The following is a 25,626-nucleotide window of genomic DNA, read 5'->3' on the forward strand; positions in this document are numbered from 1 at the left end:
CGCGTCCCCAGACGCGGCGCCTGCGCCGGTCATGGGGCCAGCCAGGCGCCCAGCCGGGCGGTGAGGCGCGACAGCGGCGCCCGCCAGTCGGCCATCTCCTCCTGCCGCAACTGCAGCAGGCTGGGGTACCAGGAACTGTCCAGCCGGCCCTTTTGCCAGCGCCAGCACCCGTCATAGCGGTTCAGCAGCCAGACCGGCCGGCCCAGCGCCCCCGCCAGATGGGTGACGGAGGTGTCGACGGCGACCACCAGATCCAGGTTCGCCATCAGGGCCGCGGTGTCGGCGTAATCCTCCAGATCCGCCGTCCAATCGATCAGCCCCAGGCCGGCAGGGGCGCTGGGCCCGCTTTTCTGCAGACTGATGAAGGCCGCCTGGCCGGCGAAGCGCGCCAGCGGCGCCAGCAGCGCCGGGTCCAGGCTGCGCCGGGTGTCGACGGGATTGCCCGGCGCCCCCGCCCAGCACAGACCCACCCGGCGCCGGCCGGCCGCGACCGCGTTCAGCCGGCTGCCGAAGGCCGCCACCTGGGCGAGATCCGGCGTGAGATAGGGCCGGTCCATGGCCAGGTCGGCGGCGGTGGCCAGGCCCAGCCGCGCCGGCAGGCTGAGCAGCGGGCAATAAGCGTCGTACGTCGGCAGGGGACCCGCCGTGGACACGATCTGCGCCACGCCGGGCGCGGTCGCCAGCAGGCGCGCCAGTTCCGGCTGGCAAGCCAGGATCACCTGGGCACCCTTGGCCGCCAGCGGGGCGATGAAGCGGGCGAACTGCAGGCTGTCCCCCCGACCCTGTTCGCTGTGGACCAGGATGGTCCGGCCGGCAGGGTCGGCGCCATCCCATTCCACCCCCGGCGGGCGGGCGAGAACGTGCCCCGGCCGATGGCGCCGCGCCTCGAACTGGGGCCAGCCGGCGGCGTAATCGCCGGCCATCAGCAGGGCGACGGCCAGATCCCACCGCGCCTCCGCCCCCTGTTGGTCCAGGGGCTGGCCCGGCGGGGGCGTGGTGAGCTCCACCGCCCGGCGCAGAAGGGTCAGCGCACGGGGCAACTGCCCCCGGTCGGTCAGGGCGACCCCCAGGTTGATGAGGGTGGCGGCGTGATCCGGCGCCAGAGGCATGGCCCGGTCCAGACAGGCGATGGCGGCGGCCAGGCGGCCGGTGGCATGCAGCAGGCCGCCCAGGTTGGCCATGGCGTCCACATGACCAGGATCAATGGCAAGCGCCTGGCGATAGGCTTCTTCTGCCAGATCGAAGCGGCCTTGGGCCTTCAGGGCCGTGCCCAGGTTGCTGCGATAACTGGGATTGTCCGGGGCAACCGCCGCCGCCAGCGTCATGCTTTCGGTGGCGCCGTCCAGGTCGCCCAGTTGCACGCGGGCCAAGCCCAGCAGGTGCAGGGCCGCGTGGTTGCGCGGCTCCGCGTCGAGGATGCGGCCATAGAGGGTCACCGCCGCGTCCAGCCGGCCGGCGACGTGATGCTCATAGGCAGCGGAGAGGGCTTCGGTCACACTGGCCATGGCGGCAGAATGAGGGTTCCGGGCCGGCGGGACAAGGCCGGGCTGATGAAGGGCCTGGCCAAATGGGGCCAGGCAATGAGGATGGACGCGGGAATGACGGACAGGTTGGCGGCGATGCGGGCCGCGTTGGCACCGGCGGACTACGGCGCCGCCACGGCGACGGTGGAGACGGCGAGGCTGTTCGCCCGCCTCTGGCACTTCGTCGGCTTCAGCGACGAGCTGGAGGCGCCCGATGGCTATCTGGTGCGAACCATCGCCGGCGTGCCAGTGGTGGTGCAGCGGTTCGACGAGGATATCCGCGCCTTCCGCGACATCTGTTCCCACCGTCATGCCCGCCTGCATCGCGGGGAGTGCGGCCACGGCCCCCTGCGCTGCCCCTATCATGGCTGGACATACAACCGCGACGGGGTGCCGGCGGGCATCCCGGGCAACGACCCGTGCTTCCAGTTGGACAAGGCGGACAAGGTGGCGTTGGCCCTGACGCGGTATGAGGTGGCGTCGCGCGGGCGCTTCGTCTTCGTCCGCTTGGTTCCCGGCGGCCCGTCCCTGGACGACTGGCTGGGCCCGCTGGGCGCCTGGCTGGATTCCGTGTCCAACGGGTTCGCGCGCCCCTTCGACCAGGCGCCGCTGGACTGGCGGGCCGATTGGAAAGTCGGGATGGAGAATGTGCTGGAGGTCTATCACGTCGACGCCGTGCATCCGGAAACCTTCCGCACGGTCACGGCCGGCACCTGGGTCTGCGCCCAGCATGGCCCCCACAGCACCGGCAGCATCGGCCTGACCGCCGAGACCCGCCGCTGGTGGGACGGGGTGGCCAAGCGGCTCAAGCTGACGCCGCTGGCCGAGTTCGCCGATTACGACCACGCCATCATCTTTCCCAACCTGGCCATCGGCCTGACCGCCGGCCTGATGGCCAGCGTACAGACGTACGAGCCGGTGTATGCGACGGATGGCGCGGTGCTGCCCGGCCGCTGCCATCTGCGCTATCGCCTGTCGCTGGCCAAGGCGCAGCCGGGGGCCAGCGCCGCCGCCCGCCAGGGTGTGGAAGCGCATCTGGCGGACTTCAACCGCCGCCTGCTGGCGGAGGATCAGTCCGTGGCCGAAGCCGCCTGGGCGGGCAGCCAGCAGGCCGACCAGCCAGCCCTGCTGGGTCATAACGAGGGGCGCATCCACGCCTTCCATACCGCCTGGCTGGGGGAGATGGGCCGGTAGGAGAGGGCCGGTAGACCTGGGAGAGCGGGGCCCCTACCGGCGGCTGGATATCCAGGCGTCCACCTGCTCCGTCAACAGGTCGAGCGGCAGGGAGCCGGACAGCAGCACCGCATCGTGGAAGGCGCGCTCATCGAAGCGGTCGCCCAGCGTATCCTCCGCCCGGCGGCGCAGGTCCAGCAGCGTCAACTCGCCGATCTTGTAGGCCAGGGCCTGGCCCGGCCAGCCGACGTAACGGCGAAGTTCCGTCTCGATGTTATGGGGCGCCAGGGCGGTGTTATCGGTGAAGCAGGCGCGGGCTTGGTCCAGGGTCCAGTGCTTCCAGTGGATGCCCGTGTCCGCAACCAGACGACAGGCCCGCCACATATCGAAGGACAGACCACCGAACCGCTCATAATCATCGCGGTAGATGCCCATCTCCTTCCCCAACTGCTCGGCATAGAGCCCCCAGCCCTCGCCATAGGCGTTGATGTAGGCACGGCGGCGGAAGGCGGGCAGGTCGTCCAATTCGGCCGCCAAGGAGGTTTGCAGATGGTGTCCGGGCACCGCCTCGTGCAGGGCCAGCGCCGGCAGCTCGTAAAGCGGGCGCTGATCCAGCTTGCTGGTGTTGACCATGAAGCCGCCGGCGATGCCCCTGGCGGCATCGCCGGGGAAATAGCGGCCGGTGGTGTACGTGTCCTCGATGTCGCGCGGCACCTCGCGTACACCGTAGGTCAGACGCGGCAGGCGGCCGAAATGGGCAGGGAGGCGATCGTCGATACGCTTGGCGATCTCCGACGCCTTTTCCAGCAGGCCCTGGCGGGTGGTGACGTAGAAGCGCGGATCGCCGCGCAGGAACGCCTGGAAGTCCTTGAAGTCGCCGGTGAAGCCGGTACGGCGGATCAGCGCCTCCATCTCCGCCCGGATGCGCGCCACCTCCCTCAGGCCGATCTCGTGCACGGCATCGGGTGTCAGCCGGGTGGTGGTGTGGTGGCGCACGGCCCAGGTGTAATAGGCCTCGCCATCCGGAAGGTCCCGGGCCGCCAGGCTTTCCGGCGCCGCCGGCCGGTATTCCTGTTCCAGGAAGGCGACGAAGGCACGCTGCGCCGGGCGTACCTTTTCGGCCAGGATCTGGCGCGCCCGCGCCCGCCAGGATGCCACCTGATCGGCCGGAATGGACGCCGAAATGGGCGACGGCAAAGCCGCCAGGGGCGACAGCAGGCCATCCTCTTCCAGCGGCGTTTCCGCCTGCCGGCGCGCGGTTTCCAACACCGCGTCCACGATCAGGCGCGGCTGCACGAACCCGGTGGCGATGCCGCGTCGGGCATTGGCGATATTGGCGGCGTAATAGTCCGGCACCGCCTCCAGGCAGGCCAGCCAGGACTTGGCCTCCGCCGTGTCCTGCACCCGGGTGCGGTTGGCGGCATAGGTCAGGGTGACGTGAAAGCCGCTGTCGCTGTTGAAGGGCATGCGGTCGAGGTCGAACGCCATGCCGCCCAGGCGGTCCTCCGCATCCCAGCGCATGAAGCGATAGGTCAGGCGATCCGGGGGCGTCAGGCGCCGGGCATCGACCGTGTCCAGGCGCTGGACGAAGGCCATCATCTGGCGCCGCCGTTCCGCCGCGGCCGCCGGGCTGACGTCGGGCAGGCAGCGCCCCTCCTCCTTCCGGCCCTGCAACAGGGCGTCGTACTCCGCGACCAGGGACCCGAAGCCGCTCGGCCGGGTCCAGCCCGCCACCGGCGCCAGCGCGACCATCGTCACCAGGAGAATAGCTACCGTCCTGCCCATATGCCGCCCCATCCGCTTTCCTTCAGAAGACGGAATCGGCCGGCGTCGGGCAAGGGCGACGATGGATGATGCGCGGGGATGAACAGAATGGTGATCAGACGGCGACCGGCGCCTGGGCGCCCGCCAATTGCGCATAAAGCGCGCCCACCTTGGCCATCTGGACCTCGGGACGGAAGCGGGTGAGGTCCACACGGGGGGCGCGGATACGCCCGTCAAGCGCGGCCAGCAGCGTTTCCGCCATCGCCGGCGCATCCTCCGGCGGGCAGAGGAAGGGATAGTCGGCGCCCAGGATTTCCAGTGGTCCGCCCGTGCGCGTGGCCACCAGGGTTACGCCGGCATCGGCGTATTCCAGCAGGGTGAGGCCAAAGGGTTCATGGCGGGAGGAGACGACGCCAAGGTCCAGGGCGGAGAGATAGCGCCGCACGTCAGGACGGAAGCCCGCGAAGACCACATGGTCGCCCAGGGCCAATTGCGCCACCTGATGGCGAAGGGCCTCCATTTCCGTCCCCTGGCCGAACAGCGCGAGGCGGGCGTCGGGCCGGCGGGCCCGCAGCCGGGCGTAGGCCGCCACCAGCACATCGAACCCCTTGCCCAATTCGAGGCGGCCCATGCCGCCAATAACGGGTGCGTCCGCGGGCAAGCCAAGGGCCGTGCGGGCCTCCGCCCGTGTCAGCATCCCGGTTTGCGGCAGCACCCAGTTATGGACGGTGACGGACCGATCCTGCGCCGCCGCCGGCATCATGCGCGCCTGGTAATCGGCGATGCGGATGATGCCGTCGAACCGGTCATGCAGTCCCGCGCGAAAGCCGTTGTGCAGGGTGACGACGCGCGGACAGCCCGGCCGGCAGCGCAACACCCGCCGGGCGGCGGTGTTGAGGTGGGCGTGCACGATGTCAGGGCATAGGGCCAGCAGCTTCCAGAACAGCGCGGCGGTGCGCATGCGGGATGGCAACCACACGACGGATACACGTGGGTCCAGCGACTGCGCCAGATGGCGGGCACCAGCCCCGCCATCCTCACCCGGCCCCAGGATGACCACCACCTGATGGTCATCGGCCTGGAACTCCGCCAGTTCCATCACATGCTTTTCCGCCCCGCCGAAGCCGTGGGGAATGATGACATGGGCAATGCTGGTCACCGCCCCCGAAGCGGGCGGGGACAGGCGTCGGATCCCGCCACGGGTGGCGGGACTATCTGACAAGGCGATGGAGGACATGCCGACGCACTTCTCCCCTACGGATTGAATAGTTCCGCGGGCGACGGACACGGGTGCGCCGCGCGGCGCCGCCAGGCTGAACAGGCCGCCGCCACGGATGGCCAACTGTTTCGGCACGCCCCACCCATCACCCACAGAATGGCAACTGTTCCGTTATACGCCGGGGATGGTGCTAACCTGTCGCAGGCTTGTAACATAGGGGTCCAAACGGACTATCCGATCAGGGCAGTCCTCCGATCTGAACACCAGACGGCATCTTTCCGCCCCCGGCCGATCAGTCGTTGTCCGCGACCACACGCCAGGCGCCGTCCGGCTGCTGGCAAGCGGTGCCATAGGCCTGCTGCGTCTGACCCCCGATGGTCACGTTCTGCTGGAACTCTCGGCAATATTGCCCGTCGGTCGTATGGCCGTCGCGCAGCGCGATGACGCTGCCGCTGGCGTTGCCGTCGTTCCAGACGACGGGCTGGCCCACCGGCGCCATGGTGGCGCGGACCTGGGCATCCTCAAGGGCGCGTTCCTGCTGCTCCGCCAGGCTGTCCAGCAAGGTAAGGGTGATGGCGGTCAGGCCCAGCCAGCGGTAGGCCTCCTCATCCCGATAATAATGACCATAGCCGGTGTAATAGACACCGTAGGGCCGCAGCACCACCACGTCCCGATACAGGTGGCGGCGGTATTCCGGAACGAGGACTGGTCCCCGGCCATAGATGAAGACGTCACGCTCCCGGAAGTGGCCGTAATGCGGTGCCCAGGGGCCCGGCCCCCGGCGGTCGTCCCAGCCCCGGTGTTCCTCCCACCGGCGGTCGTCACCCCGGTGGTGATCATCCCAGCGGTGGTCGTCCCCCCGATCCTGGCTCCAACGATCCTGGGCCATGGCCGGCGCGATGGTGGTGGAGACGGCCACGATGGTGGTGATGGCCAGAATGGAAAGGGTGCGGAACGACAAGCGGCGCATACCGGAATTCCTGTTCATCAAAATCAGCATGGCCCGGATCGGGACCATCACAGCCAACGGGTAGGCCGACTTGATAGAAGCCAGCCATTGCGACCGATTTATGGCCGGTGGCTGGCAGGATCAAGGGCGACGCACCCGCCCAATGTTGTTCCAATTGTGGAACGCGGAATACCGATAAGCCCAACTACCGCCAGAATCGTCCCAGAAATATAGTTCAGACACCAACCAGATAAACCCGGCCCCCGAGCCCCCGCAGCCCCGCCGCTAGGACCCGACGCCAGGAAAGGAGACGACGATGACGACGCTTTGCCTCGCTTGCCCCAACCGCTCGGCTCCGGCCGACCGCGCCGCCATCCGCGCGGCGGTGATGAACACCATCGGCACCCGGGCTCGCACCCTGTTGCCCGCCCTGCTGGCCCTGACCGGGCTGTCCTTCGACCAGATGGTCGTCCTGCGCGCCGGCCTGGACATGGTGCTGCAGGGTACCCGCAGCGGCCGTTTCCACTGATCCATCGCGACCGGGCCCCCCCGAGTCGCGGCCCGTCCGATCCAATGGCCGGCCCCCTTTTCCCTTTATCCAATATACATCGCCCTCCCGAGGCGATCCGCGGGTTCCAGCCCGCCCCCGACCCTCCTCACCTGCCTAAAAATTCCTCTGACTGCCGCCTGCCTGGGCGTCAGGTTCGGACACACGGGTGAATTTGACCGTTTGGTCAGTTTTTTCTTTGGTCACCCCCCGCGCTGTCACACAGTGATCATCAACAATCCCTATGACTGCGGAAACGGTCGTTCGGCCTGATGGGGGCTGCGGGCGACGGTTGCGGGTATGGGGACGGGACGGGTCGAAGCCCGCCCGGATGGGGGAATCACGCGCCCAGGCCTCTGCCAACCGCATCGAAGGGGGACGGAGCGATGGCCGCTACAACGATAGGGTCCACACTGATATCAACCATAGACGGCACCGAACGGCGCGGACGGCGGCTGGGGCTTGCGGCACGCCTGGGACTGGCCTTCGGCGCCATCATCCTGGCCATGACCGTCATCATCGGCCAAAGCTGGCTGACCTACGCCCGCGTCGACAGCACGCTGAACGGCATCGTCGGCGTCACACTGCCCCGGCTGGACACGCTGGATGCCCTGACCCGCGCGGCCGAGGGGCTGGCCGGCACGTCGATGGATGCCTCCATCGCCACCACCCATGAGGAAGCGCAGGCCACGCGCAAGGCGCTGACCCAGGCGGAAAAGGCGTTCAACGACGCCCTGCGCCAGGCCAACGCCCAACTGGGCCAAACCGCGCAATTGGAAGAGTTGAGGGTACTGGGCGGCCGCTTCTCCGCCCTGCTGCAGGTATTGAATGGCGCGGAGGACGCCCGCTGGCGCCTGCGCCAGGCCGTGGCCACGCAGGAGCAAGCCGCGGCCGAGGCCGATGCGCATGGCCAGGCGGCGGTGATGCACGCTCTGGGCCGCGCGCCCACCCCCGCCCTCCTGTCCACCCTGGCGGATCTGCGGGCCGTCGCGACCCTGATGGCAGCCTCCGCCGCCGCGGGGGAGGACCCGGCGGCGGCCAAGGCCGCGCTGGCGGACGCCCTGGCCCACCTGCGCGCCACGCAGGCCACATTGCCGGCCGAGACGCGGGCCGCCATCGGTAGCAGCCTGGACACCCTGACCCGTGTCGCGTTGGGGGACGCGGCACCGGCGGCGCCGGGCTTCGGCGATGTCACCGCCGGCGGTCTGGCCGTGATGAAGGGGCGCCTGGCCGACGCGCAGGACCAAAGCGCCCGGCTGTTGCATCAGAGCGCCGCCATCGCCGCCCGGGTGCAGAAGCTGGGCGCTGAACTGGGCGCCGAGACCCAGATGGAGGTGCGGACCCAGGCGCGGGCGTTGGAGGATGTGGTGGCCTTCGCCCGGCGCCTCCTGGTGGCGTCCGGCCTGGCCGGCATCGCCATTGCCGTGGGCGTGGCCGTCTTCTATGTCGGCCGCAGCATCGCCGGGCGCGTCGCCAACCTGTCACGCGGCATGTTGAAGCTGGCGGGTGGCGACCTGGACGTGGAGATCGACACCCGGGGCAGCGATGAGATCGCGGAGATGGCGCGCACCGTCACCGTCTTCCGCGCCAACGCGGTGCAGGTGCGCCAGCATGAGGCCCAGTTGGCGGCTGAGCGTCGGGAAGCGGCGGAAAAACGCCAGGCCGCCATGGCGGCCATGGCCGATGGCTTCGAGCAGTCGGTGGGCGGCATCATCGCCGCGCTGGTGGACGCGGCGGCGCAGATGACGGCCCTGTCGCAGAGCATGGGCCATTCGGCCGACGCGACCGCCGCGCAGGCCAACACTGTGGCCCAGTCCAGCCAGGCCGCATCGCGCAACACCCAGACCGTGGCGGGCGCGACCGAGCAGCTATCCCTCTCGGTGCGGGAAATCAGCGGGCAGTTGCAGCAGGCCATCAGCATTTCCCAGCGCGCCAATGAGGAGGCCGACGGCGCCGCCGGCATGGTGGAGCGGCTGACCGGCGCCGCCGAGCGCATCGGCAGCGTCACCCGACTGATCGACGACATCGCCGGCCAGACCAACCTGCTGGCGCTGAACGCCACCATCGAGGCGGCCCGCGCCGCCGCCGCCGGCAAGGGCTTCGCCGTGGTGGCCAGCGAGGTCAAAAGCCTGGCGGGCCAGACATCCAAGGCCACGGGCGACATCGCCGGCGAGGTCGCGGCCGTGCGGGGCGCCGTGGACGCGGTCGTCGATTCCATCCGCCAGATCGGCGGCACCATCGTGCAGTTGAGCCAGGTGTCCAGCACCATCGCCGCGGCCGTGGAGCAGCAGAACGCCGCCACCGCCGAAATCAGCCGCTCGATCAGCGAGGCGGCATTGGGGGTGGAGGAGGTCAACAGCACCATCGGACAGGTCCACACCGCCGCGTTGTCCACCGGGGAGGCAGCCAACCAGGTGCGCGAGGGTGCCCAGGGATTGGCCGACCAAGCGGCCCGCCTGAACGACGCGGTGCGCCGCTTCCTCGACCAGGTTCGTGCCACCCAAGCCGCCGCGTGAGGAGGGCCAAGTGAGGAAGAATGCCATGCCCCGATTGGCCTTGATCGCCTTCGCGGGCGCTTTTATCGCCAGCAATGCTTGCATTGCCAGCGCCGCGCCCTTCAAGCCCTGCGTCGTTTATACGGAGGCCGGCAAGTTCGATAAGAGCTTCAACGAAATGGCCTACGACGGCAGCCAAGCCTTCGCGCAAAAGACGGGCGTGGCCGTGGCGGAGTTCGAACCGGCTGGCGAGGACGCCTATCCGGGCGCCTTGCAGTCGGCGGTTTCCGCCGGATGCACCGACGTGGCGCTCATCGGTTTCCGATTCCAAACCGCGCTGGCCGCCTTCGCCCCCCAGCATGCGGACGTCCGTTTCACCCTGTTTGACGGTGTGGTCCCGGGAAACAACGTCGCCTCCGTCCTGTTCGCCGAGAACGAGGGCTCGTACCTGGTCGGCGTGGCGGCCGCGCTGGCCAGCAAAAGCGGCACGGTGGGATTCATCGGCGGCATGCCGGCGGCGGTGATCGAGCGCTTCGAGAAGGGCTACGCCCAGGGCGTCAAGGACACCCGCGCCGACGCCAGGGTGCTGACCGGCCTGGTGGCCGCCGACCCCAAGGGCTTCTCCGATCCCTTCGCGGCGTCGGAGATCGCGCGGGACATGATGCGGCATGGCGCCGACGTGCTGTTCCCGGCCGCCGGCGTATCCGGCCTCGGCGCCCTGGACATCGGCAACTCCCAAGGTGCGCTGGGCGTGGGCGTGGATAGCAACCAGAACTATCTCTACCCTGGCCGCATGCTGACCTCGATGGTCAAGCGCTTGGATGTCGCCATAGACCGGGCCTTCGACGCGGGGCGCCAGCAGACCTTCAAGCCCGGCATCACCCGCCTGGGGTTGAAGGAGGGCGGGGTGGACGTCGTGGTGGACGCTGACAACCGCGCCGTCTGGACGCCGGCCATCGTCGCGGCGGTGGCCCGCGCCCGACAGGCCATCATCAGCGGCCAGGTAAAGGTCGCCAGCCCCAGTTAGGACGCCCTAACCTGGGCGCCCTACAGGGCATCGTGGAAGATGATACCCAGCGTGTGGCGCTGACCGGAGCGGACGCGGCTGACACCATGGCGCAACGTCACGCGATAGCTGCCCCGGCTGCCCGATACCGGACGGTGGTGAACCGCGAAGACGACGCCGTCACCTTGGCGCAAGGGCACCACTTCCGCCCGCGATTGCTGGCGCGGGCGCTGTTCGGTGATCACGAGCTCCCCACCCGTGAAGTCGCGTTCCGGTTCCGACAGCAGGACGGCGACCTGGAGGGGAAAACATGCTCCCCATACAGGTCCTGGTGCAGGCAGTTGTAATCGCCCGGCCCGTAGCGCAGCAGCAGCGGGGTGGGCCGGGCCTGCCCCGCTTCATGACACATCGCCAGAAAGTCGGCGTGGCTGTCTGGATAGCGCACCACCTCCTCCAGCCGCCGGGCCCACTGGTTGGCCACGGGCGCCAGACGGGGGTAAAGCGCCGTGCGCAGGGCCTGTACCGCCGGCGGCAGGGGATAGGCCCAATACTTGTACTCCCCCATGCCGAAGCCATGGCGTGCCATGACGACACGGCTGCGAAATCCCTGCTCTGCCGCGTACAGCGCGGCCACGCTCTTAGAGGTGTCCGCGTTCAACAACGTCGGGAGTACAGCGTTTCCGTACGTGTCTAAAGCCTTATGAATGGATGTCCAATCGTAAGTCTCAATGCTGGCAACGCCATCAACGATATCAGTGTCCGCGCCTGATGTGATCATTCCCCACGCTCCCGCGCCAACAGGACTCGCTTGCGGTCCACGCCCCAGCGGTAGCCTGATAGGGCGCCATCGGTGCGCACCACGCGATGGCACGGGATGGCGATAGCAATGACGTTGTTGGCGCAGGCTTGCGCGACAGCCCTCACCGCCTTGGGGGCGCCGATGCCGGCCGCCACTTGGGCATAGCTCACGGTCTGCCCCGCCGGGATGGCCCGCAGGGCCTGCCACACCCGCTGTTGAAAGGCGGTGCCACGCACATCCAGCGGGAGGTCTACCCCCAGGCCCGGCGCCTCGACCAGACCGACCACCTGGGCGACCAGGGCATCGAAGGCGGGATCATCGCCGGTCAGCCGCGCCTTGGGAAACCGATCCTGGAGATCGCGCACCAGCGCCTCCGGATCGTCACCCAAGGCGATGGCGCAAATGCCACGGCCGCTGCACGCCACCAGCACGGCCCCCAAGCTGCACTGCGCCACGGCGAAGCGAATGTCGGCATTGGCGCCGCCGGCGCGGTAATCGCCTGGCCGCATGCCCAGCAGCCCATCCGCCGCCTCATAGAAGCGGCTGCTGGCATTGAAGCCGGCGTCATAGAGCGCGGTGGTGACGGTGGTGCCGGGCCGGGCCAGTTCCTCCCGCACCCGGCGGGCGCGATGCGCGACGGCATAAGCCTTGGGCGTCACGCCCGTGATGGCTTTGAACACGCGGTGGAAGTGATAGGGGCTGAGCCCAGCCTGCGCCGCCAGGGCATCCAGGCCCGGGGCGTCTTCCGCCGCCTCGATGGTGCGGCAGGCCTGTGCCACGAGGTGGGCCTGGCGCTGGGCCACGCCTTGCTGGTCCGGCCTGCAGCGCTTGCAGGGACGAAAGCCCGCCTGCTCCGCCGACGCGGCGCTGTCATGAAAGGCGACGTTTTGCGGCTTGGCCAAGCGGGAGGGACAGGAGGGGCGGCAGTAGACGCCGGTGGTTTTCACCGAATAGACGAAGCGCCCATCCTGGCTGGCATCGCGGGCCAGAACGGCCTGCCAGCGGGGATCGGCCTCGGCGGCCTGGGCAGGGGACGGATGGGCAAGGGCGCGCATGGGGGATACGGTCAGGCGGGGCATGGTCGTCATCCTGGGATGGTGTCGTCTCTGCCCCGATATGCCCCCGGACGCCCCTGCCCGGCATCCCGGGTCTTGCGGTCAAATTCCGGGAAGCGCCGCCGCGCCAGTCACTGCATCCGGCTGTGCCCGGTCCACAGCGCCACGGCGGCTTCCGCGACCGGGGCGGCGTCTTCCGGATGGTTATACCGGTAGAGCACCAGGGCCGCCTCATACGCATGCTGGTCGGGCGCACCCGACGCCCGCATCTGACGATAGGTCTTCTCAACGGCGGCGCGACAGCACATCGCTCGACAACTCCCCTTCAGGAATTTGACTTAACCCCCCAGGGGGGATAGGAGTCAAGGTATGACCCATACCACCACCCCCGACCTGCTGAACCGCCTCAAGCGCGCCCAGGGCCATTTCGGCAAAATCGTGCAGATGGTGGAGGAAGGGCGGGACGCCCTGACCATCGCCCAGCAGCTTCAGGCCGTCGCCCGCGCCATCGACAAGGCCAAGGTCGCCTTGGTGTTGCATCACATCGAACACCACCTGGAAGAGGCGACCGGCCCCCTACCCAGCGATACCCGGGCCCGGCTATCCGAAATGGCGGAGATCACCAAATACCTCTGAGATGCCCCTGGGAGATGGCCTGGGCGTAAGAGGGGCCACCCGATTGGACGGTATCGGCACACCGGTTTCGGATGAGATAAGCTAAACCCAGAATAACTTGCTTTCCGCCCCGTACGTGTCCAATGTTTCCGGACGTTTTGGCGGGAGGATAAGATGAGTGACGACTGGTGGGATGTGCCGGGTAACCCGTACGCCCCCTCCCCAGCCGAACCGCCGGCGGGGCCGGAGGTTCCCGACCCCGCTTCCTCAAAGCCCGGGCTCCAGAGGCGGGACGAGGACGACCTGTGCACCCCTTACGCGATGGCGGAGGGGTTGGCGTTGGAAGCGGCCTCCGCAGCGCTTGTCCGGTTGGACTGCGGGCTGGCCGCCAGTAGCCCCGCCGTTGCCGCGGGCTGGATCAACCGCATGGCGATTGAAGAGGCGGCCGCCTCCGCCCGGTTGAACGGCATCCTGGTCGATACCGCCGACCTGCGACTGTTGGCGTGGGACAGTCTTGATCGGGCGCCCGATCCAGATCTCGCCCAAGCCCTTCCCCTCTATGACTTGGTTCGGCGCATCACCGCCCGCCATCCCCGCCATCTGTACACCCCCCGTCGCCTGGCGGCACTGGACCGTATTCGACACAGCCGGTCCCCTGGCTTCTCCCTATGGAGTGACGCTGAGGAGGATGTCGGCACGGAGCAGCGGTGGGCCGTGCTGCAGGCGGCCTTGGCGCCGGACGCGCTAGCCCGTTTCCGCGCTGCCCCCGCCCTTGTCGGTGCCGCCGCCTTCCTGGCCCATTGGCATGAAGTGGGGGCAGACCGGAGCGCCGGCGCCGCCCTCGGGCGTTTGCTGGCGGCCTGGTGGCCGGCGCGGCAGGGCCTGGTACAGGGCCGTCGTGGTGGACAGGACGTGGTCGAGGGTTCGGATACCTATGATGGCCCCACCCATCCCGCCTACTCGGGGGGGCCCGTGCTGATGTCCTCCATTGGTTTCCTCGGTCACGCGATGGACTACCGGCCTGACCGCCGCAACGGCTGGCTCAGTGCTTATCTTATGGCGGCGGGACGCTGCCTGGCCCGAGGCGAAGCCCTACTGCGTCGGCTGCGCGTGGCGGAGGGTGGACTGGCGGAAGCCTTGCGCCCCCGGCGCTCCACTTCTCGCGGGCCCCAGGTGGCCGCCTTTCTGCTGTCCCAACCCGTGGTGACGTCAGGCCGCCTGGCCCAAGCCTTGGGCATGAGTGGTACCGCCGCGCGCAGCCTGTTGGACGCCCTGCATCGCGATCACCTGCTGATGGAGATTTCCGGTCGGGACGCCTATCGCGCCTATATTGTGGAATGACCAGCGCGGGGCGCTTGTTGGTTTTTCTGAAAAAACCTCGGTAACCGTTTCCTTGAGAGGCCCCTGGCCGAGACCGAGACCGGAAAAGAAAAACCCCGCCACCAGGGCGGGGTCGTGCAAAGTTTTTTCGGAAAAACCATGGTGCCGGCTGGGGGGGCAACTCAGTCGGGGACATCCAGGCCACAGCGGCGCAAGGCATCCGGCAACTGCGAAAAAAGGGCGTCCAGCGCCTGGGGGGGAAGGCCGGCAGCCAAGCGTAGGATCGGCCGCCCCTCATGCAAGGACAGACGCACCAGAACCTGTCCGGTACGGGATCGGATCACCCGCTCCCCCGCCAGTTCCGGCTCCGCCGCTGGCTCGCCCTGGGCCGCCGCCATCAACGCCCGCAGGCGTGCGCTGAAACTCAGGTTATCATCAACGCCCTTGCCGCTCAGATCGGCTGCCACCTGCTCAACCCGGGCCGCAGCCTCCTCGCTCTCCGCCATAAGGCGCGCCAGCTTGGCACCATCGCTGATCTTCAGCGGCCGGGGATCATCCAAGGCCGCGATGACCGTAGGCGGCAACTCCGCGAATTTCAGCAGGTTGGATAGGTGGCCCTTGCTGAAATCCAGCCGCTCCATCAGCTCCGCCCGGCTCATGAGACCCGTGTCCAACACGGTCTTCAGCTGCACCGCCCGCTCATAAGCGGAGATGTCGGCGCGAGCCTCATTCTCCTGCACCATCTTGATCAGCAGGTCGCGGTCGTCTGCCTGCATCAACCGGGCCACCACCTTGCGGCCAAGCTGTCGGCAGGCCGCCGTCCGGCGATGCCCGGCGATGAGTTCGTACCCCTGCCCATCCGCCGCCGGCCGCACCAGCACGGGTGCCAGTTGGCCATGGCGCAGGATGTCTTGCACCAGCATGGCAAAGGCGGCGTCGGCGAAGGCGGCGACGTGCCGGTCCTGATATTGGGTGCTGTGGATATCGGCCGGGTCCAGTTCCAGCAACACGCGGCCACTGTCGCGCAGCGTCTCCAGCTCCTTGGCGCTGTCCTGGAAGACGCTCTCGATCTGGTTGACGATCGGAATGGCCGATCGGGGGAAGCCGGCCGCGCCGCCCGGGTGGCGGTCAGGTCGCCGATGGCGTTGTCCAGTTCGGCCATTCTGTCCTTACGGCTCATCGCGTTCCCTCCCGCGCCGGCGTGCGCTTCCAGATATCCCAGATCACGCGTTCGATCTCGGCGTTCACGTTGTTCAGATATTCCAGCCCCCGCTCGTAGGTACGGCGGTTCACGTCGCTGGCTTCCAGTTCGTAATAGCTCTGCTTCAGGTTGCCCGCGCTATCCAACCCCGTGGTCAGGGCCATGCGGTTTTCCAGCAGCGTGTCGGCGAAGATGCTGCCCATCCACTTCACCAGTTGGCTCTGGTTGGTATCGGCCGTCTGGTATTTGGAGACCAGCAGCCGCACGGCGTCGAAGGTCTTCACCCGTCCGCCCTCGGCCTGCGCCAGGGTGGATAACGTCTCATAGACCATGCGGAAGAACCGGCCGGCGGAGCTGAAATCCAACATGCTGGGGGGAATGGGGATCAGCAGGAAGTTCGCCGCCATAACGGCGTTAATCGACAGATAGCTGAGCGACGGCGGGCAGTCGCAAACAATGATGTCGTAATCCTGGTCGATGGTCGGCAGGGCGTCGGCCAGGATACGCCAGAACCGCAATTCCCGCTGGCGCATCTGCCGCACCGGCACCTCGAACTCCGTGGAATAAAGACCCAGATTGGCCGGAATGACGTCCAGCCCGTCCCAATAGGTCTTCTGGATCAGCGGCCGCAGATCGTTGATCCGCTGGCTGTCGTCCAGGGTGAACAGCCGGTACAGCGTATCCAGCCGGTCGAACTGCTCATCCGGCACGAAGCCGAACAGGGAGGTGGCGCTGGCCTGGCTGTCGAGGTCGATCATCAACACCCGGTAGCCTTGCAGGGCCAGATACTGTGCCAGGTGGACGGAGTGGGTGGTCTTTGCCGCACCGCCCTTGAAGTTGGCCACGGTGATGACCGACAGCTTCTCCCCCGCCTCCCGATCACGGCCCACGCGATAGCGCACGTCGCCGGTCTGCTGGAACAGCTGGCGGCGAATCTGGTTCACCTCGGCCAAGGTGAAGCCCCGGCGGTTGTTGCCGCCGATGACCGTGCCCTGGGGGAATTGCTCGTTCTTCAGTAGGGCGCGCAGATGGCTTTCGGAGATGCGGATCAGCCGGGCGGCTTCGGAGGTGGGGAACAGGCGCAGGCTCTTGGCATGGCCGGGATAGGCCTGCACTTCGATGATCTTGCGCTGGATGGCGTCGCAGCCTTCCGAGTGGTCGAGGAAGATTTGCAGGGGATCGTCGCCGGCCGGAACGCTGGTATCGGCGGGCGCGCTGACATCGGTGGTCATTGGTGTATCCGAGGGGCTGCCAGAGATGGGCGGATAATGCCCAACCACGATCCGGACGCCAACCGCGATCTTGAGGCAAATATGCGGATAACTGACGCATCATCGATTTTTTGCCCATTAGGCGGGAAAATTCGCTGATGGGATTTGAACAACAGTCTGAGTTGCTGTCTTCGGTAACTGTAACCTTGAAAGCCGGGCGATCGTGACTGGAAATCCGGGCGATCTTCTACTTGGCGGCCCCCGATCTTCAAGGGAACGGATACCAATTTCCGGTGCGGCGGGTGTATCGCCAGAAATGGCGGATTTCCTGGGTTTTTGCTGAAATACCGTTGACGAGCGCGCTTCGATCGGCGGACGAGCTGAAGGCGAAAGCCTGCTCTGGGACCCGCCAAGCCTAATCCCCGGGCCGCTGTCCATGCCGCGGAAGGCCTGGCCTGTGGATAGTTTCCTTAAAAGGATTCAGGGTTAAACAGATATAGGGTTTAACTGTTACGGCTTCTAAAAGCGTTTATTTTCCAGAGGCTTAAGGAGGATTTTGGTAACCGTTCCCACGACTCCCGGTATCCGAACCCTGGGGCCGCGGATTCCAAACCCTCGGGTTTTGGGTCACCGAACCCTTGGCGGAAGGTTGCTGAACCCTGGTGCTGGGAAAATCGGTATCTGAACCCTTGAGGGAAATTGGGGCGAGTCGGCCGGAGTCGGTTGCCGTAGCCTTGATCTTGGTTGCCGTTCCCTCAAACTTGGTTGCGGTTCCCTTGAGTTTGGGGACTCCGGCGGGCCGGTTTCGGACTCTGATACCGCGATCCGACTCACCCGGACCCCGAGTCCGCGCGATTTACCCCCGCCGTGATGAGTTGCCCGAGTCCCTGGGCGAGTCGAGTCAAGGGTTCGGTTACCCAAACTCGCGGGTACGGATACCGATGCCTCCATCGACTCGGTATCAACACCAGATTTTGGGGGTGGGCACGTCAAAATCTCAAGGGATCGGCAACCAAGCGCGCTTTTGCCGTTGGCGACGACGAACGGCCACGTTCATCATCCGGAGTCCGAACGCCCGATCCATGGTGGATGGGGCCTGCTTTGCGTGTGAAGGGTGGCGACAATGGCGGGGACGACGACAGGGACTGCGGACAGGATTTCCGCCCCGTCCATGGTGGAAGCCCCCATGGCTGGGGCCCAACTGGCCCTGGCGCTGGACAGCCCCCTGATCGGGAAGGTGAAGAACGACCGTCTGGTCATGGTCTTCAACTTCTTCGCCCTCAGCAAGGAGACGGTCACCGAGTTGCCGGTCTATGACGACGGGACTGTGCGCATCGAGGTCACCGGCACCAAGCACGGCGTCGCCAACATCTGGGACAAGGAGGTGCTGATCTACCTCGTGTCCCTGATCCAGGACAAACTGAACCGGGGCGAGCCCGTCAGCCCCCGCCTGACCTTCACCGGCCATGACTTCTTCCGTGTGGTGGGCATTCACGCCACCAACACCGCCTATCAACGGTTGGAAGACGCGCTCAAGCGCCTGCAGTCGACCCAGGTGCTGACCAATCTGGAGACGGGCGGCGAAGGGGAGACGGGCGCCTTCTCGTGGGTGCTGGACTATCGCATCAACTACCGGCGGGATAAGGACGGCGGCAAGACCATGAAGTCGCTGACGGTGCAGCTGTGCGATTGGCTGTACCGCGCGGTGGTGAAGGACCGGAAGATCCTCACCTACCATCCCGACTATTTCAAGCTGTCGCCCACGGAGAAGCGGCTGTACGAGATCGCGCGCGCCCATTGCGGCAACCAGGGCGCCTTCAAGATGAATATCGAGAAGCTGCGCCTGCGCGTGGGGGCCGAAAGCGACCTGAAGGTGTTCAAGGCCCGCCTGGTGGCCTTGGCCAAGAAGCGCCAGGCCCTGCCGGAATATGGTTTGACGGTGGTGGACCCGCGCCGCTGGGGCCGGGACCGCAATGCCCCGCCGCCGCCCGGCCGCACACCGCTGAAAAGCCACATGGTGTACTTCTTCCGCACCGACAGTCTGTCCGCCATGGCGCCCTTCGATCAGGCCCCGGAATTCCCGGACGCGCTGCCCGACATGATGATCGGCGACATGGACGGCCTGGCGGCCTGACACAGCGGTCTTGATCGCGGCCGCCCGGCCGCGACCGTTACCAATCTTGCAATCTCACGACAGACATGGTGCAAGTCCCTCAATCCTGGCTGCGGGGCCTGGGACAGACCTGTCGTGAGGAATTTCTCTAATGCGTGATTTCCTGAAGGGCGCGCCCTTGAGCGCGCTGGCGGCGGCGGCTTTGGCCGGCCTCCTGCTGGCGCCCACGGTCGCGGGCGCCGATGAAGGCATGTGGACCTTCAACAACTTCCCCAGCGCCAAGGTGAAGCAAGCCTATGGTTTCAGCCCCGACCCCAAATGGCTGGAACGGGTGCAGCTGGCCTCTGTCCGCCTGGCGCGCGGCTGCTCCGGCGCGTTCGTGTCGGCCAGCGGCCTGGTCCAGACCAACCACCACTGCGCCCGCGCATGCATCCAGCAGGTGTCCACCGCCGAGCACAACCACATCAAGGACGGCTTCACCGCGGCCGAGCTGAAGGATGAGGCCAAGTGCCCGGACATGGAGGTCAACCAGCTGGTTCAGATCACCGACGTGACCCAGCGGGTGAACGCCGCCACCGCTGGCAAGGAAGGCGACGCCTTCTCCGCCGCGCTGAAGGAGGTGCAGGCCGCCATTCAGAAGGAATGCACCGGCGGCGCCGACGACACGCGCTGCGACGTGGTCGAGCTGTACCATGGCGGTGCGTACAATCTGTATAAGTACCACCGCTATCAGGATGTCCGCCTGGTGTTCGCGCCGGAAGAGGACATCGCCTTCTTTGGTGGCGATCCCGACAATTTCGAATTCCCGCGGTACGACCTGGACGTCTCCTACGTCCGCGTCTACGACAAGGACGGGAAGCCGCTGAACACCAAGGCCAACTATTTCCCCTACGCGTCCCATGACGCGAACGAGGGCGACCTGGTCTTCACCTCCGGCAATCCCGGCCGGACGGAGCGCCTGGACACCGTGGCCGAGTTGGAGTACGACCGCGACCACGCCTTGCCCGACCGCTTGCTGTACCTGGCCGAACTGCGCGGCATCCTGCTGCAGTTCACCTCGCAGGGGGAAGAGAACGGCCGCATCGCCCGCACCAAGCTGTTCACGCTGGAGAACAGCTACAAGGCGCTGTACGGCGGCCTGCAGACCCTGGTCGATCCGGCGCTGATCGCCGCCAAGCGCAAGGATGAGGCGGAGCTGAAGGCCATCATCGACGCCGACCCCGCGCTGAAGCAGCAGTATGGCGACCCCTGGGCCGCCATCGCCAAGTCGGTGGAGCATTTCGCCATCGTGGCCACGCGCTACGACGTGCTGGAAGGGGGGCGCAGCTTCACCCAGTCCGACATGTTCACCTTCGCCCGCAACCTGGTGCGCGCCGCCAGTGAACGGACCCTGCCCGACGGCAAGCGCCTGCGCGAATACACCGACGCCAACTTCCCCTTCATCCGCCAGCGCCTGCTGTCCAACAGCCCGGTCTATCCGGAGCTGGAGCGGGTGCTGATGCGCATGCAGCTGGTCTACATGCAGCGTCAGCTGGGCCCGGACGATCCGCTGGTGAAGAAGGTCTTCGGCAGCCGCTCGGCCGAGCAGATCGCCGATGATCTGGTCAAGGGTTCCACCCTGGGTGACCCGGCGGAGCGCAAGCGCCTGCTGGAGGGGGGCCAGGCCGCCCTGGACGCCTCCACCGACCCCATGATCAAGTTCGCCAAGCTGGTCGATGCCGACGCCCTGGCGGCCCGCCGGGATGTGGAGGCCAACGTGGCCGCCGTGCAGCAGAAGAACGCCGGCTACATCGCCCAGGCCATGTTCAAGGTCCACGGCACGTCCATCTACCCCGATGCCACCTTCAGCCCCCGCGTCTCCTACGGCGCGGTGAAGGGGTATGAGCAGAACGGCCAGCATGTCGCCCCCTTCACCACCATGGGCGGCACCTTTGGGCGCGCCACCGGCGCCTTCCCCTTCGCCCTGCCGGAAAGCTGGCTGAAGGCCAAGGACGCTATCAACCCGTCACAGAAGTTCGACGCCGTCAGCACCAACGACATCATCGGCGGCAACTCCGGCTCCCCCGTCATCAACAAGGACGCGGAAGTCGTGGGCCTGATCTTCGACGGCAACATCCAGTCGCTGGGCGGCGACTATGGCTATGACGGCTCGGTCAACCGCGCCGTCTGGGTCACGGTCGGTGCCTTGAAGGAGGCCTTGGCCAAGGTCTACCACGCCAACCGCCTGGCCAAGGAATTGGCCGGGCACTGAGTGAACCCTGACAGAAAGGCCCGCGGAATGCATTTCGCGGGCCTTTTCCTATGCGCGGCGCTCGTGGTGGGTAAACCAAATGCCGCACCTGTGGGGGCGTCAGGAAGAGGTCAGAGTCCCGTATTATAGAGTGAGGACTGGCCCCGAGCGCCCCGGGGCCTTCTTCCTGAAAGGATCAAGGGCGGCTTTGGCGGAAGCCTGATGCATCGGGCTCGCCACCTGAAAGAGGATGATCATGCAGCGCGTGTTCAAGGCACCGTTCCTGGTGATGATGTCGCTGGTGGTGGCCTTGCTGGCGCTGGCCGGTGGCAGCGCCCCGGCCGGGGCCCGCACCTTCGTCAGCGTGGGCATCGGCGTCGGCCCCTATTGGCGGCCCGCGGGCTATTACGGCCCTTATTGGCATGACCCCTACTGGCGCTGGCGCAATCCCTACTGGGCCCCCTACCCGGCGGTCTACGCCCCCTATTACGCCCCGCCGCCCGTTTATGTGGAGCCGCCGCCGGTCTACACGGCGCCGGTCGTGGTCCAGGCGCCTCCCCCGCCACCGGCGGTGGTCGCCCCGCCTGTCCAGACGGTGGCGGCTAAGCCGGCCTATGACCAGTCCAATTGCCGCGAATACACCTCCACCATCACGGTGGCGGGGCAGCCGACGCAGCAGGTGGGCACGGCCTGCCGGCAGCCGGATGGTTCCTGGCGCATCATGAACTGACCCTCGGCGCGGGCCGCTGTCCTGGCCCGCCGCTGACTGAGGCGACGACGCTAGCCCCAGGCCCACGCCTGGGGCTTTTGCATAATCGTCCCCGGACTGTTTGCGTTTCCGTTACAAAATCCCGTCCCGTGCCGGGGCGCATTGGCGGTATGCTGACGCTTGTTCCACCCGGATCGGGAGGTCGGGGCGCAAGAACTGGGAACGGCATGCGAGGGACGGGGATGATGCGGTTGGGGCTTCTGGCGGCCGCGCTGGGCGGTGGCCTGTTCATGGCGTCCGTCGCGGCCCGCGCCGACGAAGGCATGTGGACCTTCAACCACTTCCCCGCCGCCAAAATACAGGAAACCTACGGCTTCGAACCCAGCCCGCAATGGCTGGACCACCTGCGCATGGCGTCGCTGCGCCTTCCCCGGGGATGTTCCGCCGCCTTCGTTTCCCCCGCCGGGCTGGTGCAGACCAACCACCACTGCGCCCGCGATTGTCTGCAGCAATTGTCCTCCCCCGCCCGCGACCTGGTCCAGGAGGGCTTTTACGCCGCCCGGCAGGAGGACGAGGTGAAATGCCCGGATGTGGAGGCCAACCAGCTGGTGGGCATTACCGACGTTACCCCGCAGGTGCGTGAGGCGGTGGCGGGCCGCGAGGGCACGGATTACGGCCGCGCCCTGCGGGAGGCGCTGGCCAAGCTGCAGCGCGACTGCGCCGGTGGGGATGAGGCCATCCGTTGCGACGTGGTGGAACTGTACCGGGGTGGCGTCTATGACGTGTACAAGTACCGCCGCTACCAGGACGTGCGCCTGGTGTTCGCGCCGGAAGAGGATATCGCCTTCTTTGGCGGCGACCCGGACAATTTCGAATTTCCCCGCTACGACCTGGATGTCGCCTTCCTGCGCGTCTACGACGCCACCGGGGCACCGTTGAACACCCAGGCCACCTATTTCGCCTATGCCCCCCGGGAGGCGCGGGAGGGCGAGCTGGTCTTCACCTCCGGCAATCCTGGCACGACGGAGCGCCTGGATACGGTGGCGGAACTGGAATACGACCGCGATGTCGTGCTGCCGGAATCCCTGGTCTATCTGGCGGAGCTGCGCGGCCTGCTGCTGCAGTTCTCGGCCGAAGGGGCGGAGCATGCCCGCGTGGCCTTCGCCAAGCTGTTCGCGGTGGAAAACGCCTACAAGGCGCGCCTGGGCCAGTTCCGCGCCCTGGTCAATCCCGGCCTGATCGACGGCCGCCGGCGCGCGGAGAATGAGCTGCGGGCCAAGGTGGCGGCCGATCCCCAGGTCCAGCAGCGCTTCGGTGACCCCTGGGCCGCCATCGCCCAGGCCGTGGCCCATTATCGCGCCGTCGCCGACCGCATGGAGGTGGTGGAGGAGGGGCGGGGGCCCCAATCCGACCTGTTCGCCTACGCCCGCCTGTTGGTCCGCGCGGCGGAACAGCGCCAGCTGCCCGACATCAAGCGCTTCCAGGAGTTCACTGAGGCCGGCTTCCCCTTCACCCGCCAGCGCCTGCTGGCCAACACCCCCATCTCCGCCGACCTGGAAAAGGTGCTGCTGCGCGCCTGGCTGGTGCAATTGCGCCGGGTGCTGGGTCCCGACGATCCGCTGGTGCGCGACGTGTTGGGCGCGCAGACGGCTGACCGGATGGCCAGCGACCTCGTGGACCGGACCCGCCTGGCCGACCCCGCCGAGCGCAAGCGCCTGCTGGCCGGGGGCATCGAGGCCATCAAGAACAGCCACGACCCCCTGATCCGCTTCGCCCAGGAGGTGGACAAGCAGGCGCTGGCCATCCGCCGGGATGTCGAGGTGAATGTCGAGGCGGTGGAGCGGCGCAACGCGGGCGCCATCGCCCAGGTCCTCTTCGCCGCCAAGGGAACCGACGCCTACCCAGACGCCACCTTCTCACCCCGCGTCTCCTACGGCACCGTCAAAGGCTATGAGGAGAACGGCCGGCCGGTGCGCTACTACACCACCATGGGCGAGGCCTACGGCCGGGCCACGGGGGCGAAGCCGTTGGCGCTGCCCTCTTCCTGGCTGCGCGCCCGCAGCGCGGTTGATCCCTTGCGCAAGCTGAACATGGTCAGCACCAACGACATCGTGCGCGGCAATTCCGGCTCCCCTGTCATCAATACCGACGGGCAACTGGTGGGGATCATCTTCGACGGCAACAGCCAGTCGCTGGGCGGCGATTTCGGCTTCGACGAGGCGACCAACCGCGCCGTCTGGGTTTCGGTGGGGGCGGTGAAGGAGGCGCTGGCCAACATCTACGGCACCACCCGCCTGAGCCGTGAGCTGGGTCTGTGACGGCGGCCATCGCACGCCACGGTATATGACGTAACGGTGCGGTGATCTGCACGGTGGGGCGCCAAAGGGGCGCATTTGCCGCTTGCCGCATCCCAGATCTGCGCCATCCTCATTAGGCGCTGTTTAGCGTGATAAGCAATAACTTGCTTGCAAAAGATTTCCACGCCGCAGCACTCCCGCGGCACCTTCCATGCATCCGCAATTCCTTGACCGGCCCCGCCGGCCCAAGCCGCTCGCCCCTTGGAAAAGCCTGGTCGGGGATAGCCCGATCCGGCCTCAACGATCAGGGACCAAAGGACCATCATGACCAGCACGCCCTCCGCCCTTCCGCCCAAGCGTTCCGTCCTGCCCCGTGTCATCGGCCTTGGTGTGCTGGCCGTCATCGTGGTCGGCGGCGTGGTCCTCTGGCTTGGCGGGCGCGGCAAGGAATCGACGGATGACGCCTTTACCGAGGGCCGGGTGGTGACGGTCGCGCCCAAGGTCTCCGGCCTGGTCGTCGAACTGGCGGTCCAGGATAACCAGAAGGTCAAGGCGGGTGACCTGCTGTTCCGCATCGACCCGCGCGACTATCAGAACACCCGCGACCGTGACGCCGCCCAGCTGAAGCTGGCGCAGGCGCAACTGGCGCAGGCCCAGACCAACCTGGAGATCGCCCAGGTCACCTATCCCGCGCAGTTGGACCAGGCCCGCGCCGCCCGCTCCCAGGCCGAGGCCACGCTGGTCCGGGCGAAGTCCGACCTGGCGCGCCAGACGGAAATCGACGTCCGCGCCACCACCAAGTCGCAGATCGACGCCGCCCAGGCGGCTTTCCGCACCGCCCAGGCCCAGCTGGCCGACGCTGATGCCAAGCTGCGCGCGGCCGAACAGGCCCCGCGCAACATCGAGGTCGCCGCCAGCCAGGTGAAGCAGCTGGAGGCCCAGGTGGCCGCGGCGGAGGCGGAACTGGCCCAGGCTGAACTGAACCTGTCCTACACCACCGTCGTGGCGCCCCAGGATGGCTGGGTGACCAAGCGCGCGGTGGAGAAGGGCAACTACCTGCAGGTGTCGCAGTCGGCCCTGACCCTGGTGACGCCGGAAGTCTGGGTGGTGGCCAACTTCAAGGAAAACCAGCTGAAGCGCATGCGGGTGGGCCAGTCCGTGGATATCGAGCTGGACGCCTTCCCCGACCTGAAGCTGACGGGCGCCATCGACAGCTTCCAGATGGGTACGGGCTCCCGCTTCACCGCCTTCCCCACCGAAAACGCCACCGGCAACTTCGTGAAGATCGTCCAGCGCCTGCCGGTCAAGATCAAGGTGACCGGCGGCTTGCCGGCTGACCGTCCGCTGCCGCTGGGGCTGTCGGCTGAACCCACCGTCCACCTGAACTGAGGGGCCGGGCG

General features: G+C 67.3%; 19 protein-coding genes and 1 pseudogene. 11 read left to right on the forward strand and 9 right to left on the reverse strand.

Features of this window, described 5'->3' with window-relative positions:
- Window positions 1-29: 29 nt before the first annotated feature.
- The gene (locus UCD39_RS04495; RefSeq protein WP_330494887.1) at window positions 30-1,496 is read right to left on the reverse strand and encodes a tetratricopeptide repeat protein; all 1,467 of its coding nucleotides are present in this window, start codon (window positions 1,494-1,496) and stop codon (window positions 30-32) included.
- A gap of 102 nt (window positions 1,497-1,598) precedes the next feature.
- On the opposite strand from UCD39_RS04495, the gene UCD39_RS04500 reads away from it, so the two are divergent.
- Window positions 1,599-2,717, forward strand: a complete 1,119-nt coding sequence (locus UCD39_RS04500; RefSeq protein ID WP_330494888.1) for an aromatic ring-hydroxylating oxygenase subunit alpha — start codon at window positions 1,599-1,601, stop codon at window positions 2,715-2,717.
- Window positions 2,718-2,750: 33 nt separating this feature from the next.
- On the opposite strand, the gene UCD39_RS04505 is transcribed toward UCD39_RS04500, so the two are convergent.
- The 3 genes from UCD39_RS04505 to UCD39_RS04515 all read right to left on the reverse strand — a co-directional run bounded on the left by UCD39_RS04505 (window position 2,751) and on the right by UCD39_RS04515 (window position 6,649).
- Entirely contained in the window at window positions 2,751-4,481 is a 1,731-nt protein-coding gene (locus UCD39_RS04505; RefSeq protein WP_330494889.1) for a DUF885 domain-containing protein, read from the reverse strand.
- A 94-nt stretch (window positions 4,482-4,575) separates the two neighbouring features.
- On the reverse strand, window positions 4,576-5,814 hold the full coding sequence (locus tag UCD39_RS04510; RefSeq protein WP_330494890.1) for a glycosyltransferase: 1,239 nt from the start codon (window positions 5,812-5,814) through the stop codon (window positions 4,576-4,578).
- A 157-nt stretch (window positions 5,815-5,971) separates the two neighbouring features.
- On the reverse strand, window positions 5,972-6,649 hold the full coding sequence (locus tag UCD39_RS04515) for an RT0821/Lpp0805 family surface protein (RefSeq protein ID WP_330494891.1): 678 nt from the start codon (window positions 6,647-6,649) through the stop codon (window positions 5,972-5,974).
- 295 nt (window positions 6,650-6,944) lie between these two features.
- On the opposite strand from UCD39_RS04515, the gene UCD39_RS04520 reads away from it, so the two are divergent.
- The 3 genes from UCD39_RS04520 to UCD39_RS04530 all read left to right on the forward strand — a co-directional run bounded on the left by UCD39_RS04520 (window position 6,945) and on the right by UCD39_RS04530 (window position 10,697).
- On the forward strand, window positions 6,945-7,157 hold the full coding sequence (locus UCD39_RS04520; protein ID WP_145734691.1) for a hypothetical protein: 213 nt from the start codon (window positions 6,945-6,947) through the stop codon (window positions 7,155-7,157).
- Window positions 7,158-7,561: 404 nt separating this feature from the next.
- Complete coding sequence (locus tag UCD39_RS04525) at window positions 7,562-9,691, forward strand: methyl-accepting chemotaxis protein (RefSeq protein WP_330494892.1); 2,130 nt, start codon at window positions 7,562-7,564, stop codon at window positions 9,689-9,691.
- A gap of 25 nt (window positions 9,692-9,716) precedes the next feature.
- Window positions 9,717-10,697 (forward strand): BMP family ABC transporter substrate-binding protein, encoded by a 981-nt coding sequence (locus UCD39_RS04530; protein ID WP_330494893.1) that lies wholly within the window; start codon window positions 9,717-9,719, stop codon window positions 10,695-10,697.
- 20 nt (window positions 10,698-10,717) lie between these two features.
- Here UCD39_RS04530 and UCD39_RS28435 read toward each other — a convergent pair.
- The 3 genes and pseudogenes from UCD39_RS28435 to UCD39_RS04550 all read right to left on the reverse strand — a co-directional run bounded on the left by UCD39_RS28435 (window position 10,718) and on the right by UCD39_RS04550 (window position 12,838).
- Window positions 10,718-11,454: pseudogene (locus tag UCD39_RS28435) on the reverse strand (2OG-Fe(II) oxygenase).
- Window positions 11,451-12,554: a bifunctional DNA-binding transcriptional regulator/O6-methylguanine-DNA methyltransferase Ada gene (gene ada, locus UCD39_RS04545; protein ID WP_442943561.1), complete on the reverse strand. Its 1,104-nt coding sequence runs from the start codon at window positions 12,552-12,554 to the stop codon at window positions 11,451-11,453. Before ada ends, UCD39_RS28435 begins: the two are co-directional and overlap by 4 nt.
- Before the next feature lie 107 nt (window positions 12,555-12,661).
- Window positions 12,662-12,838 carry a hypothetical protein gene (locus UCD39_RS04550; RefSeq protein WP_186455939.1) on the reverse strand — a complete coding sequence of 59 codons (177 nt, stop codon included), beginning with the start codon at window positions 12,836-12,838 and terminating at the stop codon, window positions 12,662-12,664.
- Between the two features lie 61 nt (window positions 12,839-12,899).
- Here UCD39_RS04550 and UCD39_RS04555 point away from each other — a divergent pair, with 61 nt between their 5' ends.
- Both UCD39_RS04555 and UCD39_RS04560 read left to right on the forward strand, forming a co-directional pair.
- Window positions 12,900-13,166, forward strand: coding sequence for a metal-sensing transcriptional repressor (locus UCD39_RS04555; protein ID WP_145734696.1), 267 nt, complete (start codon window positions 12,900-12,902; stop codon window positions 13,164-13,166).
- A gap of 153 nt (window positions 13,167-13,319) precedes the next feature.
- On the forward strand, window positions 13,320-14,486 hold the full coding sequence (locus UCD39_RS04560) for a hypothetical protein (protein ID WP_330494895.1): 1,167 nt from the start codon (window positions 13,320-13,322) through the stop codon (window positions 14,484-14,486).
- Between the two features lie 161 nt (window positions 14,487-14,647).
- On the opposite strand, the gene UCD39_RS04565 is transcribed toward UCD39_RS04560, so the two are convergent.
- Both UCD39_RS04565 and repA read right to left on the reverse strand, forming a co-directional pair.
- A complete protein-coding gene (locus UCD39_RS04565; protein ID WP_330494896.1) occupies window positions 14,648-15,475 on the reverse strand; it encodes a ParB/RepB/Spo0J family partition protein in 828 nt (275 codons plus the stop codon).
- 166 nt (window positions 15,476-15,641) lie between these two features.
- Window positions 15,642-16,898, reverse strand: coding sequence for a plasmid partitioning protein RepA (gene repA / locus UCD39_RS04570; RefSeq protein WP_330494897.1), 1,257 nt, complete (start codon window positions 16,896-16,898; stop codon window positions 15,642-15,644).
- A 1,165-nt stretch (window positions 16,899-18,063) separates the two neighbouring features.
- Here repA and UCD39_RS04575 point away from each other — a divergent pair.
- The 5 genes from UCD39_RS04575 to UCD39_RS04595 all read left to right on the forward strand — a co-directional run bounded on the left by UCD39_RS04575 (window position 18,064) and on the right by UCD39_RS04595 (window position 25,615).
- The gene (locus tag UCD39_RS04575; protein WP_145734700.1) at window positions 18,064-19,011 is read left to right on the forward strand and encodes a replication initiator protein A; all 948 of its coding nucleotides are present in this window, start codon (window positions 18,064-18,066) and stop codon (window positions 19,009-19,011) included.
- 130 nt (window positions 19,012-19,141) lie between these two features.
- Entirely contained in the window at window positions 19,142-21,241 is a 2,100-nt protein-coding gene (locus tag UCD39_RS04580) for a S46 family peptidase (protein ID WP_330494898.1), read from the forward strand.
- A gap of 235 nt (window positions 21,242-21,476) precedes the next feature.
- Entirely contained in the window at window positions 21,477-21,950 is a 474-nt protein-coding gene (locus UCD39_RS04585) for an RT0821/Lpp0805 family surface protein (protein WP_330494899.1), read from the forward strand.
- A gap of 221 nt (window positions 21,951-22,171) precedes the next feature.
- A complete protein-coding gene (locus UCD39_RS04590; protein ID WP_330494900.1) occupies window positions 22,172-24,247 on the forward strand; it encodes a S46 family peptidase in 2,076 nt (691 codons plus the stop codon).
- A 303-nt stretch (window positions 24,248-24,550) separates the two neighbouring features.
- Window positions 24,551-25,615: an HlyD family secretion protein gene (locus tag UCD39_RS04595; protein WP_330494901.1), complete on the forward strand. Its 1,065-nt coding sequence runs from the start codon at window positions 24,551-24,553 to the stop codon at window positions 25,613-25,615.
- The last annotated feature ends 11 nt before the right edge of the window (window positions 25,616-25,626 follow it).

The sequence above is a fragment of the Nitrospirillum karajorum genome (assembly GCF_036348415.1).
Taxonomy (GTDB): Bacteria; Pseudomonadota; Alphaproteobacteria; order Azospirillales; family Azospirillaceae; genus Nitrospirillum; species Nitrospirillum amazonense_B.